9 protein-coding genes and 2 pseudogenes are annotated in these 15,502 nt (G+C 59.8%); 7 read left to right on the plus strand and 4 right to left on the minus strand.

Going from position 1 to position 15,502, the window contains the following annotated elements; genetic code table 11:
- The first annotated feature begins 86 nt into the window (after positions 1–86).
- The 5 genes and pseudogenes from AABM54_RS10850 to AABM54_RS10870 all read left to right on the plus strand — a co-directional run bounded on the left by AABM54_RS10850 (position 87) and on the right by AABM54_RS10870 (position 6,280).
- The gene (locus AABM54_RS10850; RefSeq protein WP_347905401.1) at positions 87–755 is read left to right on the plus strand and encodes an ABC transporter ATP-binding protein; all 669 of its coding nucleotides are present in this window, start codon (positions 87–89) and stop codon (positions 753–755) included.
- A gap of 1 nt (position 756) precedes the next feature.
- A pseudogene (locus tag AABM54_RS10855) lies at positions 757–3,238 on the plus strand (FtsX-like permease family protein).
- Complete coding sequence (locus tag AABM54_RS10860; protein WP_347905402.1) at positions 3,228–4,307, plus strand: lipocalin-like domain-containing protein; 1,080 nt, start codon at positions 3,228–3,230, stop codon at positions 4,305–4,307. Before AABM54_RS10855 ends, AABM54_RS10860 begins: the two are co-directional and overlap by 11 nt.
- Positions 4,308–4,434: 127 nt before the next feature.
- The gene (locus tag AABM54_RS10865) at positions 4,435–5,019 is read left to right on the plus strand and encodes a hypothetical protein (protein WP_347905403.1); all 585 of its coding nucleotides are present in this window, start codon (positions 4,435–4,437) and stop codon (positions 5,017–5,019) included.
- Positions 5,020–5,443: 424 nt separating this feature from the next.
- Entirely contained in the window at positions 5,444–6,280 is an 837-nt protein-coding gene (locus AABM54_RS10870; RefSeq protein WP_347905404.1) for a VanW family protein, read from the plus strand.
- A 44-nt stretch (positions 6,281–6,324) separates the two neighbouring features.
- Here the strand turns inward: AABM54_RS10870 and AABM54_RS10875 are convergent, their stop codons facing one another.
- From AABM54_RS10875 to AABM54_RS10890, 4 genes are all read right to left on the minus strand, one after another.
- Entirely contained in the window at positions 6,325–7,470 is a 1,146-nt protein-coding gene (locus AABM54_RS10875) for a hypothetical protein (protein ID WP_347905405.1), read from the minus strand.
- 131 nt (positions 7,471–7,601) lie between these two features.
- Positions 7,602–8,021 carry a hypothetical protein gene (locus AABM54_RS10880; RefSeq protein ID WP_347905406.1) on the minus strand — a complete coding sequence of 140 codons (420 nt, stop codon included), beginning with the start codon at positions 8,019–8,021 and terminating at the stop codon, positions 7,602–7,604.
- Positions 8,018–8,404 (minus strand): hypothetical protein, encoded by a 387-nt coding sequence (locus AABM54_RS10885; protein WP_347905408.1) that lies wholly within the window; start codon positions 8,402–8,404, stop codon positions 8,018–8,020. Before AABM54_RS10885 ends, AABM54_RS10880 begins: the two co-directional genes overlap by 4 nt.
- A 304-nt stretch (positions 8,405–8,708) precedes the next feature.
- Complete coding sequence (locus tag AABM54_RS10890) at positions 8,709–9,515, minus strand: helix-turn-helix transcriptional regulator (RefSeq protein ID WP_347905410.1); 807 nt, start codon at positions 9,513–9,515, stop codon at positions 8,709–8,711.
- Positions 9,516–10,153: 638 nt separating this feature from the next.
- On the opposite strand from AABM54_RS10890, the gene AABM54_RS10895 reads away from it, so the two are divergent.
- Both AABM54_RS10895 and AABM54_RS10900 read left to right on the plus strand, forming a co-directional pair.
- The gene (locus AABM54_RS10895) at positions 10,154–11,857 is read left to right on the plus strand and encodes a cyclic peptide export ABC transporter (protein ID WP_347905412.1); all 1,704 of its coding nucleotides are present in this window, start codon (positions 10,154–10,156) and stop codon (positions 11,855–11,857) included.
- A 478-nt stretch (positions 11,858–12,335) separates the two neighbouring features.
- Positions 12,336–15,455 (plus strand): annotated as a pseudogene (locus AABM54_RS10900) (amino acid adenylation domain-containing protein); the annotation flags it as partial.
- Between the last annotated feature and the right edge of the window lie 47 nt (positions 15,456–15,502).

The following is a 15,502-nucleotide window of genomic DNA, read 5'->3' on the forward strand; positions in this document are numbered from 1 at the left end:
GTCCGCCGCGACAAGCCACATGGGTGACTGCTTGAGGCGCAGGCAGTCTATCCTCAGTCGCATTGGCGATAAGAAGAGCGTTTTCCATGCTTGAGGTGTCGGGTGTGTTCAAGAGCTACACCACTGCGCAGGGACCCCTGACGGTGTTGCAAGGCGTTGACTTGCAGTTAGCGTCGGGCAGCAGCCTGGCGCTGATGGGGGAGTCAGGCAGCGGCAAAAGTACTTTGCTGCACCTGATTGCCGGGTTGGACAACGTTGATCGCGGCAGCATTCGGATCGGTGACCAGTGCCTGGAACAGATGAACGAACGGCAACGGGCGAACTGGCGGCGCACCGACATTGGCTTGGTGTTCCAGCAATTCAATCTGATCAGCAGCCTGCGGGTCGAGGACAACCTGGCGTTTCAGGCGCGTTTGGCCGGGCGCTTCGATCCGGTTTGGCAAGCGCAATTGGTGGAGCGCCTGGGCCTTGGGGATTTGCTGCGGCGCTACCCGGAACAGCTTTCCGGTGGGCAGCAGCAACGGGTGGCGCTGGGTCGGGCCTTGGCGTCGCGGCCGCCATTGCTCTTGGCCGATGAACCCACCGGCAGCCTGGATGAGCGCACCAGCGACGAGGTGCTGGACTTGCTCCTGGTATTGCTCGCCGACAGCCCCACCAGCTTGTTGATGGTGACTCACAGCCCTCGGGTGGCGGCGCGGCTGGCGCACAAAGTGGTGCTGCACCGCGGGCGCCTGGCCGATGCGGACGAGCGCTGAGGTGCGGGTTTTTCGGGAGACCTTGCGCGCCTTGCTCAGCCACTGGCGACACCACCCGGTGCAGTTTTTCAGCGTACTGACCGGGTTGTGGCTGGCCACCAGTCTGCTGACCGGTGTGCAAGCTCTCAACAGCCACGCGCGGGACAGTTACGCCCGCGCCAGCCAGTTGATCGGCGGTGAACCCCAGGCCAGCCTCGGTCCGATCCAGGGCGCGACTTTTTCTCAAGCCGCATTCGTCGATTTGCGCCGTGCCGGCTGGCCGGTGTCTGCGATGCTGCAAGGTCGGTTGTCGCTCAAGGGCCATGACGAACAGCGCTTGCAGGTGATCGGGATCGAACCGCTGTCGTTGCCGGTCGGCAGCGCGGTGGCCGGGCGCGCTTTGGGCATGCAGCAGATTGTCGAGCTTTTCAGCCCGCCGGGTGTGACCTGGATCGCCGCGCCAACCCTTGAAGCCTTGGGGCTGCATGACGGTGATCAACCGCAGACCCTCAATGGCCAGGCCTTGCCGCCGCTTCGCAGCCAGGCGGACATGGCGCCCGGCGTGTTGCTGGTGGATATCGGCATGGCGCAACAACTGCTGGGGTTGCCGGACCAGCTGTCGCGGCTGTTGCTACCCAAAGACTTTGCCGCCCGCGAGCCGGCGTTGCCCAGTGAGTGGGCGGGGCAGTTGCAGTTCAGGCGCAGCGGTGAAGAAAACAACCTGGCGCGGCTGACTGAAAGTTTTCACTTGAACCTCGACGCGCTGGGTTTTCTGTCCTTCGTGGTGGGCCTGTTCATTGTCCATGCCGCGATCGGTTTGGCGCTGGAACAGCGGCGCGGGCTGCTCAGGACCTTGCGTGCCTGCGGCGTCAGTGCGCGGATGCTGATTGCCTGCCTGAGTGTAGAGCTGGGCGGGTTGGCGCTGCTTGGTGGGGTCGCCGGAGTGGTCAGCGGTTATCTGCTGGCCAGCCTGTTACTGCCGGATGTCGCGGCCAGCCTGCGAGGATTGTATGGCGCAGAAGTGGCGGGGCACCTGAGCCTGAGCCCGGGCTGGTGGCTCAGTGGGCTTGGCCTGAGCCTGTTCGGCGCGGTGCTGGCCGGGGCCAACAGCCTGTTGCGTGCGGCCCGGCTGCCGCTGCTGGCCTTGGCAAATCCACAGGCGTGGCATCAGGCGCATGCACGGTGGTTGCGACGTCAGGCCTGGGTGGCGGCGCTGGCCACCGGGGTCGCGGTGATGGCGTGGCGCTGGGGCGACAGCCTGGCCAGTGGTTTTGTGCTGATGGCGGCGCTGTTGCTCGGCGCGGCATTGGCGCTGCCGGTGGCGCTCAATGGCCTGTTGAACCGGGTGTTGCAGCGCAGTCGTTCGGTGCTGGGGCAATGGTTTCTGGCCGATTGTCGCCAACAGTTGCCGGCCTTGAGCCTGGCGCTGATGGCGTTGCTGTTGGCGTTGGCGGCGAACATCGGTGCCGGCAGCATGACCTCCGGATTTCGCCAGACCTTCAACGACTGGCTCGACCAACGCTTGAGCGCCGAGTTGTACGTCAATCCGCAGAGTCCGACACAGGCCGCCGAGCTTCAGGGCCTGGTTGTCCCGGCAAGCAGAGATCAACGCTGTGCTGCCCAACTGGCAGGCGTCCATGACCCTGCAAGGCTGGCCGGTGGATCTGTTCGGGATCATCGATCATCCGCACTATCGTCAACATTGGCCGTTGCTCGAAGCGCTGGGGGATAAGCCCTGGGACCGACTGGCCACGGCCGACACGCTGATGATCAGCGAACAACTGGCCCGCAGGCTCAAGGTCAGGTTGGGCGATCACCTGCCGATTCCGACGCCTGCAGGTGCGTGGTCGCCGCAGATCGTCGGGATCTACGCGGACTACGGCAACCCCAAGGGGCATCTGCTGGTCAATGGCCAACACCTGTTGCAGCACTGGCCAGCACTGGCGCCGAACCGTTTCAACCTGCGCCTGGCGCCACAGCGGATACCTCAACTGGTAAGTGCGTTGCACGCACGTTTTGCCCTGGACGACAGCCGCATAGTCGATCAGAGCCAACTCAAGGGGTGGTCGACTCAAGTCTTCGAACGCACGTTCGCGGCCACCGCCGCCCTCAACAGCCTGACCCTTGGGGTCGCCGGTGTGGCGCTGTTTATCAGCCTGCTGACCCAGAGCCAGAGCCGCCTCGGGCAACTGGCGCCGTTGTGGGCGCTGGGCGTGAGTCGCCGGCAACTGATGTTGCTCAATCTGGGGCAGACCTGGCTGCTGGCGGTGTTGACGCTGGTGCTCGCGGTGCCGCTGGGCATCACGCTGGCCTGGTGCCTGAACACGGTGATCAACGTTCAGGCTTTCGGTTGGCAATTGCCGTTGCGGGTGTTTGCGCTGCAACTCCTGCAACTGTTGGGGTTGGCGATGCTGGCGACGTTGCTGGCGTCGGCGTGGCCGCTGTTCAAACTGGCGCGAACCCAACCTGCGGATTTGCTGAGGAGCTTTGCTCATGAGGATTAACAGGGCAATCGGCTTGCTGGTGTGGGTATTGGCGCTGGCCGGTTGCGATGAGTCAGCGGATCAGCCAAACGGATTTGCCGGTCTGGGCAGTCAGGCGGCAGCGTTCAGCCAGGTCACGCCCGGCAGGGTCTTCAGTTTTCCCGAGGATCATGGCGCCCATGAGGGTTTTCGCGTTGAGTGGTGGTACGTCACCGCCAACCTCAAGGATGGACAGGGGCGTGAATTCGGTGTGCAATGGACGTTGTTTCGTAATGCCCTCAAAGCGGTTCCCGAGCAACCCGGCTGGGGCAACCAGACGATCTGGCTGGGGCATGCGGCGGTCACGTCCGCGACCGTTCACCACGCCGCCGAACGTTACGCACGGGGTGGCGTCGGTCAGGCCGGGGTCAGCGCGGTGCCATTGGACGCGTGGATCGATGACTGGCGCTTCGTCAGTGAGTCCGGCAACCCGAATCCCTTGGCCCGGATGCACCTGCACGCGAGCGGCAAGGGCTTCGCCTATCAGTTGCAGCTCACCTCGGATCGCGCGCCGGTGCTGCAAGGCGATCAGGGCTACAGTCGGAAATCCGAGCAGGGGCAGGCTTCTTATTACTACAGCCAGCCGTTTTTCCAGGCCTCGGGCAGCTTGCAAATCGACGGCGAAACCTATCAGGTCAGCGGCCCCGCGTGGCTGGACCGGGAGTGGAGCAGCCAACCGCTGGGCGCTGCGCAAACCGGTTGGGACTGGTTTTCCCTGCACCTGAACGACGGCACCAAACTCATGCTGTTCCGGGTTCGGCAACAGGATGGCGGTGCCTATCTCACAGGCACCTGGATCGATGCTCAAGGCGTGCCGCAGCACTTGTCCAGCGACGAGATCAGTCTCACGCCGCTGGCCTCGACCGAGGTGGCGGGACGCACCTTGCCGACGCGCTGGTCGATCAAAATCCCCGGTCAGGGCCTGGACATACAAAGCGCGGCGCTGAACCCCGCGGCGTGGATGAACTTGCGCATTCCTTACTGGGAAGGCCCGGTGCAGTTCAGTGGCAGCCACGCGGGGCAGGGCTATCTGGAAATGACCGGGTATTGAGTCGTCAGGGGCAATGTGGCGGGTGAAGTTGTCATCAGCGTCTATGCTCCTTCGGCACGCGGCGTAATCGGCCTCGGTCGGGCGTCGCCGCTGCACCTTCATTTCATTACACAGGGAATGTACCGCTATGAAGCTTCATACACTGACCAAAGCCATTTCGCTCGCTACGCTGCTGTCCGCTGCCAGCCTCAGTGCCTATGCCGCCGAGATCCCGCTGTCTCGCGCAGTGGAAGCCGATCAAGTGGTCACCAAAGTCATTTCTGTCGACGCGGCCAAACATCAAGTCGTGCTCGAGGGCGCACAGGGCCAGCCGGTGCATGTCCAGTTAAGCGACAAGGCCAAGGACCTGGGCAACCTGAAGGTGGGCGACAAGGTCAGCGTTCAGGTCACCCACTCGGTTGCTGCCTACCTCGACACCACGGTCGATAAAGGCCTGCCGGATGCGACCGAACGCACCGGCGAAATTCGCGCGACCAAGGACAATCCGAACCCGGGTGGCGAAGCCTTCCGTCAGGTTCAGGTCCAGCTGAAAATCACCGGTATCGACCTGAAGAAGAACCAGCTGACATTTGAAAACCCGGCTGGCGAGAAGAAGACCGTCAGCGTGGAAAAACCGGAAGTTCAGGCCCATTTGAAAAATCTGAAAATCGGCCAGAGTGTCGTGGTGACGTACACCGATGTTCTTGAAATCACCACTCAACATGAAAGTTGATTCAAGGCGCTAATCGGCGATTCACCGTGTGCCAACTTGGCTGGCACACGGTGATGAACTCATGGGTCGATCTGGTGAGTGAATGAAAGTTCGCCTGTTTCAGATGAACTACCCTGTTTGCAGACATATTGTGTTCAGAATTATTCAGGTTTTGTGCGCGGACAGATGGTTCGCATTCTATTAATATCCTCTCGTTCGCCCAGTGTGAGGGCTCTTTACCGGTGCATGGATTGCCAGGCCATAACACTGGGCGAACACCTTTTTACCCGGTCAATGGGTGTTCGGCGTATTGGCCCCATCCCATCCCATCCCTTTCCTTTCCTTTCAATGAGACTTCATTGAGCGATCCTGCGTATTGCAGATAAGATGCGCGGCATTTTTCAGAACAAGGAAGAAAGCGGCCATCCGGGCCGTTTTGAAACGGATGAAACCACTCTCGCTTTATCACCCGATGTTGTACTGGCTGCGTGTTCGGCAAAAAAGAATGTTCCGACAGTTTGCCTGGAAGTTCTCCAGCCGAACGTATGCGCAACCGACGGGCTCTGCACCTCGATTGGCCTACCGCTACATCAAGCACACTTCCAAGTTGATCAGGAAACTCGGTAACTCCGACCTGGCATTGCAGCACAACAAAGTCATTAACCTGAAACTGGCCGTGAGCAGCATCGACGCGGTGGTCATTGCTCCGGGCGAGTACTTCTCTTTCTGTCGCCTGGTCGGTCGGCCCACGCGCAAGCGCGGGTTTGTCGAAGGCATGGAGTTATCGTTCGGTGAAGCCCGCAGCGGTGTCGGCGGCGGGATCTGTCAGTTGAGCAACCTGATTCACTGGATGGCGATTCACTCGCCGCTGGTGGTGACCGAACGCTCCAATCACAGCTTCGATCCATTCCCCGATGAAGGCCGGGTGCTGCCGTTTGGGTCCGGGGCGGCGATTTTCTATAACTACATTGACCTGGTGCTGCACAACCCGACCGACAGGCATTTCCAACTGAAGCTGCATGTCGGCGAGCAGCAACTCGAAGGTGAGTTGCTGAGCGATCAGCCGAGGGACTTTCGCTATCACATCTATCAACTCGAACACCGTTTCGTGCGGGACAGCGGCCGGGTTTTCCGTGAGAACGAAATCTGGCGCGACGTTCTCAGCAAGGGACAGAACAGCGAGTTGGTGCGGCGTGAGCGGTTGTACAAGAACCGGGTCGTGGTGAAGTACCCGGTAGACGATCAACAACTGGCGGATGACCCGCAATCGGTAGGGCGGTAGCGGCATGACCCGCTCGGCAGAATTTGAGCGCGGGGTTAACGCGCTCAATCCTCTTGAGGTTGCATTCTGTGCCGGCGCTGCCACAGCCTGCGAAGCAGGTTCACGGCATACGCAACGCACAAGCCGGCACTTGAATAGATGACCCAGGCCTGGGCCGGGGTGCGTTCCATTGACGGGTAGTGGTAGAGGCCGAGCGCCAGTGATGCAAGCATGACCGTCAGCATCAGTACGTTGCCGATCAAGGGTTCGTACTGGCGGTAGTCCCAGTCAATATAGGGGTCGGGCAGGCCATCGATCCTGACAATGCGCCTGTCCTTGACGGTCGCCTCGAGTGTCACCTCCTGGCCCGCTTGCAGGTGCTCGGCCATCAGTTGACGGTAGGGTTGCAGGCCCCAGACTTGTTCGTCGCCAATCAACACCGGGTATGTCAGTTCGGGATCTTGGCTATAGATCCCGCGAAGGCGGTTGATCGGTTCCGGGCGGTGATGTTTTTCCAGGGTGATCGGCAGAAAACCCAGCAGGGCCACCAGGGTGCCGAGTACAAACCAGCCTTTATCCTCAATCCAGTTCGTCGCCATCATCCAGAACAGCAGCATGCCGAGCACCACGGCCAATGATCCCAGCAAGCGTCGGGTATCCGGTACATCGGAATACAAGACGTACACGTCAATGCGGCGTTCGGTTTTGCGGCTGCGGCGCTGGCCAAGAATCTCGATGTTCTGTCCATTGATCCGAGGCCCTGGAACACCAAAGTCCCACTGCGCCCAGTGGCGTTCGTTGTCTTCGACCTGCTGCGCGTAGCGCTCGATGTCGTAGCCTTCGTTGAGGCGGATGACATAGGCGTGCTCCTTGCCGCACACCACGTCCAGGGTGTTCTCGCCGTGCTCTTTCAGAAATGGCTTCGCCAGGGGAGGCAACATCACTGGCAGGTCGCCGATCAGGTCCATGCCTTGCCATTCACGCATTGTCCCGCCACGACGGTAGCTGCCCGACAGCCGATGCACGTTGCGGTCAAAGGTTTCCTTGGGGTAGTACCTGGCCAGCAAGCGTTGTTGCTCCACCGTCGCACAGCGCAAGGGTTCGCTGCGGCGAAACCATTTGAACGCATTACGGTACAGGGCGATCTTGCCGACGAATATCAACATGCCGGTGATTTGAAGCAGCAGCAGACCGACCTTGATCATGAGCATTGGGGGCGATTCCTTGTCGGGGTATCAGTGACGATGGTGAAGAGGAGGGGCATTAGGGGCATGGGCGTCCTTGCAACCGCTCCAGATCCACCGTGCAGCCGACCAGGGCGACTTCAAGCCGGTTTTCGGGATCACGTGTACTCATTCTCCATCAGGGCGCGGTAGCGAGCGAAAGTCGAAACACGGCCAGGTTCGCCGTCGATGAGTTGTTCATAAAACAACGGGTCATCGGCCCAGATATCGAACACAAAACGGGTTGCAGGCGCTCGACGGGCTTCCTGATCGAAGCTGAGCCGCCAATACGTCGAGAACCGCTCATCCACGACCTTGAACAAGTCTGCGGCATAGGGCTTGGGGTACTCGTCGTCGAGCGCATTGCACAGATAGAACCAGGGGCAGTTGTCCCACATTTCTATGCCGTACACCGTGTACGTTTTGCCCGGTTCAAGGTCGATCTCCCCGCCGGGCATGCGGATGTAATACCGGAGCCGGGCTGATACGTCCGGGTCCTGGAGGTCATTCAGGTTGTTTATCGTGCAAACGACTTTCATTGTGCCGGGGCCTGTGGGTCGAGGGCTTGCAGGGCGGTTTTTCGCGCCAGCATGTAAGACTCGATTTTCTCAATGAACTCAGCTTTGCTCCTGGTCCTGAATTCGCCGAGAAAGACCTCCGAGTTCTTGATGACCTTGCACGCCTTGTCATATCGGATGGTCAGGAAATCAACGACGAACTCACCGTCAGGGTCGCCTTCTGGTTCGAGCCTGGCGTCGAAACAGTCACCGGTACTGCGCCTGACGCCGCCCAGCAGGACAGAACTGCTGAACCAATCCGCTGTTTGCGGCGTGAGTTCGACCTCGAACAGGTTGTTGATCGTGATGGTCCAGCCACTTGGGACGCGAAGGGCTTGTAGAGCGTACTTCAAGGAGGCGGCCATTCTAGGGATGCCCCAAAGTGCTGTGGCGTGAGCGCACGTTGCACAAGTCGCCCTCCCTAAACGATGAGTACTCAAAGGCAAAGTGGGGTATCAGCGGTTTTATGTGTTCGTTGAAGTAACCGATGTCCATATCGTTTTAAATCGGGTGCCAGGCGGGATGTCTGTCGAGGAGGGGGCTTTTTAGCACGAATGGAGATGCGCAGCGAGGGAGAGGGGAAATTGGCGCATTGCCCCGTCTCGCTCGAAAAAGACGCGGGCCTGCGTTTGAGCGGCCCGCCTGTGAAGGGCGACGCGAGTCGGGGGCTTAGGCCCCGACCATCCACTTGGCCAGCCCATGCCGGCCGCTGACCCCCAGCTTTGCTGCGGCGCGTTTGAGGTAGGTTTCGATAGAGCTGTTTTTCACACTGAGCTTTTCGGCCATTTCCGGCACGGTGCCCCCGGTCAACAGCCCCAGGCAGACCTCTTTTTCTCTCGCCGACAAGGTGATGTCGCTGAGCGACAGTCGCTCGTAGAACTCACGTTGTAACTGTGTCTGCTTGAGCGCCGCGACCGGTCCTTTCACCCAGGTTCCCAGCTTCTTCAGCGTGGTTTGTCGGCTGATCTGGGCGTGGCGCTCCAGGAGCGGCAGCAGGGTCTCGGAGAGGTTTTTCAAAAACGACAACTCACTCAGGGAAAACGCACGCTGTGTGTGAGGACGGTACAACGAAATGAGGTTGCGACGATTGGACTTGCGTGAAACCAGGTTGCACTGATGGGACGTGTCTCTGGTGTGTTTGCTGTGGGTTTGCGCATTCATTTGAATCAGCAGTGAATCATCCATTTCAAGTATTTGCTTGAGCAGTGGGTGATCGTCCTGGTGACTTGAGACGCAGGGCGCCGGCACCTCTTCCTTTAACCCGGCGCTGCCCAACAGCTTGATATCCAGAATGCTTGCCTGGCGCTCGTCCAGCGTCCATTCACTGAGGTCGATCATGCTGACCGGCACTCGTTTGTCGACCAGATGGAGCATGTTTGCCGCAAAGTGGTCTTTGCCCGTGTTTGATACCAACTCCCCCAATTCGAAGTAAAAGTGCGGGCTTTCTATATTGTCGATACTGCTGGTCAGACTCATATCCCTATCATCCTTGATGTAGACAAATCGCCGAACGGTTAACGGTTGCCAGTCTGAATCCGGGCGCAATCAGTTCTCCTTGAACGTGACTCGGCACCCTGAATTTGATTTAAGCCGATGCATTTGCCCTACGTCTGTAGCGGAAACCGGGGACACAACGTGCCATGAAACCGGTGTGATTAATCCGGCGCTTCTGGCGGTCAGGGAGTTTGGGGGGGCAGGAAAATCGTTCAGTTACACCGATATAGGCCTGATAAACATTATCTTTATGGGGAGTAGCGCCTGTCAGAAGGAAATAGTGGTCAGCGCGCTGTAGTTGATTTCCTACGTCTCTTTAAGCGTTTCCTTAGCGATCTTTTGGAAAACTACTACACGTAACCGTCAGAACCGAATGTCAGGGCACCGAGGAAGGGATTCACTGGGGCCCCGTCTGTTGTTCGCCGCATCCCTCAGGGGGAATGTGGGCGTGAGAGGCCGGGATGTTTGGGATGCCCGCACATTTTGTACCCGGTTTCCGGGACAGTTGGCTCGTGGCTACTGCGTAAACTTGATGCCTTGGCACGCTTGCACGGCGTGGTTTGCGTAACAGGCCGCGACCCAAACGCCAGGTCGCAGAGTTCCTCTGAGGGTACGAATGAATGAATAACGAGCAAGAGAAGAAGCCCAGGGCCGGCTCGGTCTTGCGCCTGCTCTGGAAGCATCATCCCTGGTTGGCGTTCCTTACGGTCGTGACCGGTATTGCCAGTGGCGTGGCGGCAATTTCGGTGATCAATGTGATCAACCGGGCCATTTATGAAGAAGGCTCGCGTTTGCAGTCGTTGTACTGGTTTATTGGGCTGAGTGTGGCGGCATTGATTCTGCGCAATGGTGCAAACCTCTTTCCGGCCTATGCCAGCATGCAGTTGATGACCCGTCTGCGTATTGCCCTGTGCCAAAAGATTCTGGCCTCGTCGCTGGAAGACGTGGACCGGCGCGGCCCCCCCAACGTCCTGACCTTGCTGACCAACGACATTCCCCAACTGAACATGACGCTGCTGGTGGCGCCGGTGGTGCTGGTTGAATCGGCCGTGTTTATCTTCGGTCTGGCCTACCTGGCTTATTTGTCCTGGATGGTATTTGCCGTCACGGCCTGCTTGTTGATAGTGGGGGTGGCGTTGTACATCTTCTTTTTCCTGGGGGGCGTGAAGTTCACTAATCGTGTACGTGACGAGTTCACGGCCTTCAATGAACACACCCATTCGCTGGTGTTTGGCTTGAAGGAGTTGAAGCTCAACGGCATTCGTCGTCGCTGGTTCGGTCGCGCGGCTATTCAGGTCTCCTCGACGCGTGTGGCGCGCTACAAATTCATTGAGCGTGTGTGGTTCGTGTGTGCCGAGAATGTGGGGCTGATGACTCAATCGCTGCTGATTGGTTGTCTCGTGTTCGCGTTGCCGCTGCTGGTGGTGGTCGACAGCCAGGTCATGACCGCCAGCGTGCTGACCGTGTTGTACATATTGGGGCCGCTGGGCCTGCTGATCGGGTCGATGCCGGTCATGGCGCAAGGGCGCATTGCTGCTGAGCGCCTGGCCGAATTCGGGTTCTTCATCAACGATCATCACCCGGATATCGACGAGCCGGAAACCGCCAACGTGTTGCGCCTCGATCATAAAAAACACTGGGGCAAGATCGAACTCAAAGGCGTGGTGATGAACTATCAGGGATCGCAGGCCGATAAGCGCAGCGGTTTTGCGTTGGGGCCGATCGACCTGAGCATTCGTGCGGGGGAATTGATCTATATCGTCGGCGGCAACGGCAGTGGCAAGAGCACGCTGGTGAAGGCGCTTTGCGGGTTGTACGTTGCCCAGGCGGGGCAGATATTGCTCGATGGCGTAGCGATTACCGAAGCGTCGCGCAGCGACTACCGCGACCTGTTTTCGGCGGTCTTCAGCGACTTTCATCTGTTCAACCGGCTCATCGGCCCGGAAGGCGACGAGGCCAGTCCGGTGCTGGCACGCAAGTACCTTGCGACCCTGGAGCTGGAGGACAAGATTGATATCGAGGGGCTTGGCTTCTCGACCACCAAAGCCTTGTCATATGGTCAGCAAAAGCGCCTGGCGCTGGTCTGTGCCTACATGGAGGACCGTTCGGTCTATGTGCTGGACGAGTGGGCGGCGGATCAGGACCCACCGTTCAAGCGCTTCTTTTACGAAGAGCTGCTGCCGGATCTCAAGCGTCGCGGCAAAACGGTCTTGATCATTACCCACGACGATCAGTACTTCCAGTTGGCTGACCGGATTATCAAATTGTCGGAAGGCCAGATCGTTTCCGACGTCACACTGGCCGTGCGCGACAAGCGCGCCTGAGCCTCAACGCCCCTGCGCCCGTGCCCCATCAACTTCTGATGGGGCGCGGGCGCAGTCATGTGCAGTGCCCTGAAATCCGTTCCTGACCTGGGTGCCCGAGCAGTCGAAGGCATTGGATTTTACTGTCCGGGTTTCAGGTGTCATACGGGCCGCAGGGCCGGTGTTTAAATTCGTCGATACCTCTACCGGGGTTATTCCGTTTTGCCATTTCTGACCGTTGCGCAGGTACGCGCCGATGGGGGGAGGGCGCGCGGCATGACCCCATTGAATTCGAATCAACTGCCAACGTCGATGTGCTTTGCGCAACGCACGAATAAATCACCGAGAAGGATCTTATGGAACTTTTTTCTGCAGCCGTTGTGGGCGACGTGATCGCGAAAGGGACTTCTTCAAGCGATCCATGTAGTGAAAAGTCGGCGTGTCCGGCCCTGATTTCGAAGCGTTCAGAGGCCAGTCATTCTGCTCGGGGGAACAAGGCATGAATCACACGCTTCTGATCCCGCAGACATTCTCCCTGACCGCAGCCCAGCGCGATATCTGGCTCGATCAGGTAAGCCGTGGCGACTCGCCGCTCTACAACATCGGTGGATACATTGAAATCAATGGGCATGTGTGTCCTGCGGTGATTCAGCATGCGGTCGAGTTGCTGGTGGAAAAACATGACGCCTTGCGCACCGTGCTGCTGGCCGATTCCGGCCCCGACGGCGTACCGCTACAGTCCTTTGCCCACGCGCTACCGGTCCGGGTTCCGTTGCACGACTTCTCGACGCAGCCCGATCCGCTGGCGGCCGCGCAGGTCTTGATGCAGCAACAGATGGCGTTGCCCTATCCGCTGGATACCGGCCCCTTGTTCCGCTTTTTCCTGATCAAGCTTGAAGACGAGCATTTCTTCCTGGGTACCCAGGCGCATCACCTCATCCTCGACGGGTGGGGATTCGGCCAGATGCTGCAGTCTCTGGGGAGTCTCTATAGCGCACTGGAACAGGAAGGCGAGCCTGATCTGTCGGCAGCGTCTTATATCGATTTCATTCACGACGATCACCGCTATCACCACTCTGCGCGTTACGCCCGCGACCGGGCTTACTGGCTGGACAAGTACCAGACGGTCCCCGAGCCCTTGTTGGTGCCACGTTATCGAGACCGCCATGTCGATGGCATTGCACCGAGCAGCACTGTCGTGCGGCCGTTTCCGGTTGTCCTGCACGAGCGAATGGGGCAGTTGGCGAAAACGTATCAGGCGTCGCCTTTCCACGTGTTGCTGGCCGCGTTGTATGTCTACTTCACCCGCACGACGCAGCGCGACGAGTGGGTGGTGGGGCTGCCGATCCTCAATCGTCCCAACGCCGGGTTCAAGTCCACCCTGGGGTTGTTCACCCAGGTCAGTGCGGTGCGATTGCGCTTCAGCAATGACCTGTCGTTCGGCGAACTGATTCGTGCGGTGCGCGATGTGCTCAGGCAGGACTTTCGTCATCAGCGCTTCCCCTTGAGCGAGATGAACCGTGCCCTTGGGCTGCTGCGCGATGATCGTGCGCAGCTGTTTGATCTGTCGGTTTCTTATGAACAGGAGGACCACGATTATCGCTACGGTCAGGCCCTGGCACATTCGGTGAAAGTCTCGAACAACCACGAGCAAACGCCGCTGACCCTGCACTTGCGCACCAACAGTTACCACGACAAGGCATGGGCCCATTACGTCTACAACGAGGCGTACTTTGAGCGCACCGAGATCGAGTCGCTGGCCGAACGTTTTACCGGTGTCCTGGAGCAGGGGCTGGAAGCCCCCGATGGGTCTATCCGCCATTTCACCCTGATGACGCCTGCTGAAGCCGAGCGGCTGCGTCAATGGAACGCGACCGAAAAGGCCTACCCCGGCGACCAGACTCTTCATCAATTGATCGAGGCGCAGGTCGCGGCCCGGCCTCATGCCACGGCGGTGACGTATGCCGGCCTGACGCTGAGCTACGGCGAATTGAATGCACGCGCCAACCAGGTCGCTCATCGGCTGTTGGCCATGGGGGTTCGCCCCGATGACCGGGTGGCAATCTGTGTCGAGCGTGGGCTTGAGATGGTCGTCGGCCTGCTCGGGATTCTCAAGGCGGGTGCCGGTTATGTACCGCTGGACCCGGAGTACCCGAGCGAACGACTCACCTACATGATCGAAAACAGCGCCCCCACGGTGTTGCTGACGCAACAGGCCTTGCTTGAGCGCCTGAGCCAAACGGCGGCCCCTGTGCTGCTGCTCGACGCCCAGGGACGCGATGCCGAGGAAATCGGCCGTCAGTCACGCTCCAATCCCGATGTCGGCGGTTTGTCCCACGCAGCCCTGGCCTACGTGATCTACACCTCGGGTTCTACGGGGCAGCCCAAGGGTGTGGCCATGCCTCACGGGCCGCTGGTCAATCTGATGCAATGGCAGCTTGATCAGGCGACCCAACAAGGTCGAGGGGCACAGCGCACGCTGCAATTCGCCGCACTGGGTTTTGATGTGGCGTTCCAGGAGGTGTTCAGCACCCTGTGTGCCGGTGGTGAACTGTCGATGATCCATGCCGACATCCGGCTGAATTTCCGACACCTGTTCCAGCATATCTGCGAGCACCGCATCGAACGCCTGTATCTGCCGTGCATCGCGCTGCAAGCGCTGACGGAAACGGTGGTCGGTGACGAGCAGTTGAGTCAATTGCCGTGTGCGTTGGCCGATGTGATTACCGCCGGTGAGCAACTGCGCATCACCGAACCCATGCGCACCTTCTTCCGGGGTCTGCAAGGTTGTCGCCTGCATAACCACTACGGCCCCACCGAGTCCCACGTGACCACGGCGCTGACGCTTGCGGGCGACGCGACAGGGTGGCCCGTCCTGCCATCGATCGGGCAGCCAGTGGCCAATACCCGCATCCATCTGCTGGATGAGCAGCTTCAGCCGGTCCCGCCAGGCGTTGCCGGGGAGATCTACATCGGCGGTGCGTGCGTGGCCCGTGGCTACCTGAACCGCGAAGACCTGACCCGCGAGCGTTTCATCGTCGACCCGTTTGTCGGCGAAGGTTCGGCGCGTCTGTACCAGTCCGGAGACTTGGGGTGTTACCAGGCCAACGGTGATATCGAGTACCTGGGGCGCAACGACGGCCAGATCAAGATCCGTGGTTTTCGTGTCGAACCGGGCGAGGTCGAAGCCCGGTTGGCCCGGCACCCAGGCGTACGCGAAGCGGCGGTGGTGGTTCGCGAAGAGGTCGCGGGTGACAAGCGATTGGTGGCGTACTTTACGGCGTACCCCGGCCAAGCGTTGCCGGATGTCGATGCATTACGCCGTTACCTGCAAGGCTTGTTGCCGGACTACATGATTCCCGCCGCCTATGTGCGGCTCGAAACACTGCCGTTGTCGCCCAATGGCAAGCTTGATCGAAGAGCCCTGCCCATGCCGCAGGCCGAGGCTTTTGTCTGCCGCGAATACGAGGCCCCGGTGGGTATCAGGGAAATCACGCTGGCCAGGTTGTGGGCCGAACTGCTGAATGTGGAGCGCGTGGGGCGTCACGACCACTTTTTCGAGCTGGGCGGGCACTCGCTGTTGGCGGTGAATCTGATCGAGCGCATGCGTCGGGCCGGGCTGAGTGCTGACGTGCGTGTGCTGTTCACTCAGCCAACGTTGGCGGC

This window comes from Pseudomonas purpurea (genome assembly GCF_039908635.1).
GTDB lineage: Bacteria > Pseudomonadota > Gammaproteobacteria > Pseudomonadales > Pseudomonadaceae > Aquipseudomonas > Aquipseudomonas purpurea.

Bases quoted from the DNA above. Each gene is read 5' to 3' on its own strand.
- AABM54_RS10895 (WP_347905412.1), top strand. From the start codon at position 10,154: ATGAATAACGAGCAAGAGAAGAAGCCCAGGGCCGGCTCGGTCTTGCGC.
- AABM54_RS10870 (WP_347905404.1), top strand. From the start codon at position 5,444: ATGAAACCACTCTCGCTTTATCACCCGATGTTGTACTGGCTGCGTGTT.
- AABM54_RS10865 (WP_347905403.1), top strand. From the start codon at position 4,435: ATGAAGCTTCATACACTGACCAAAGCCATTTCGCTCGCTACGCTGCTG.
- AABM54_RS10850 (WP_347905401.1), top strand. From the start codon at position 87: ATGCTTGAGGTGTCGGGTGTGTTCAAGAGCTACACCACTGCGCAGGGA.
- AABM54_RS10875 (WP_347905405.1), bottom strand. From the start codon at position 7,470: ATGCTCATGATCAAGGTCGGTCTGCTGCTGCTTCAAATCACCGGCATG.
- AABM54_RS10880 (WP_347905406.1), bottom strand. From the start codon at position 8,021: ATGAAAGTCGTTTGCACGATAAACAACCTGAATGACCTCCAGGACCCG.
- AABM54_RS10860 (WP_347905402.1), top strand. From the start codon at position 3,228: ATGAGGATTAACAGGGCAATCGGCTTGCTGGTGTGGGTATTGGCGCTG.
- AABM54_RS10890 (WP_347905410.1), bottom strand. From the start codon at position 9,515: ATGAGTCTGACCAGCAGTATCGACAATATAGAAAGCCCGCACTTTTAC.
- AABM54_RS10885 (WP_347905408.1), bottom strand. From the start codon at position 8,404: ATGGCCGCCTCCTTGAAGTACGCTCTACAAGCCCTTCGCGTCCCAAGT.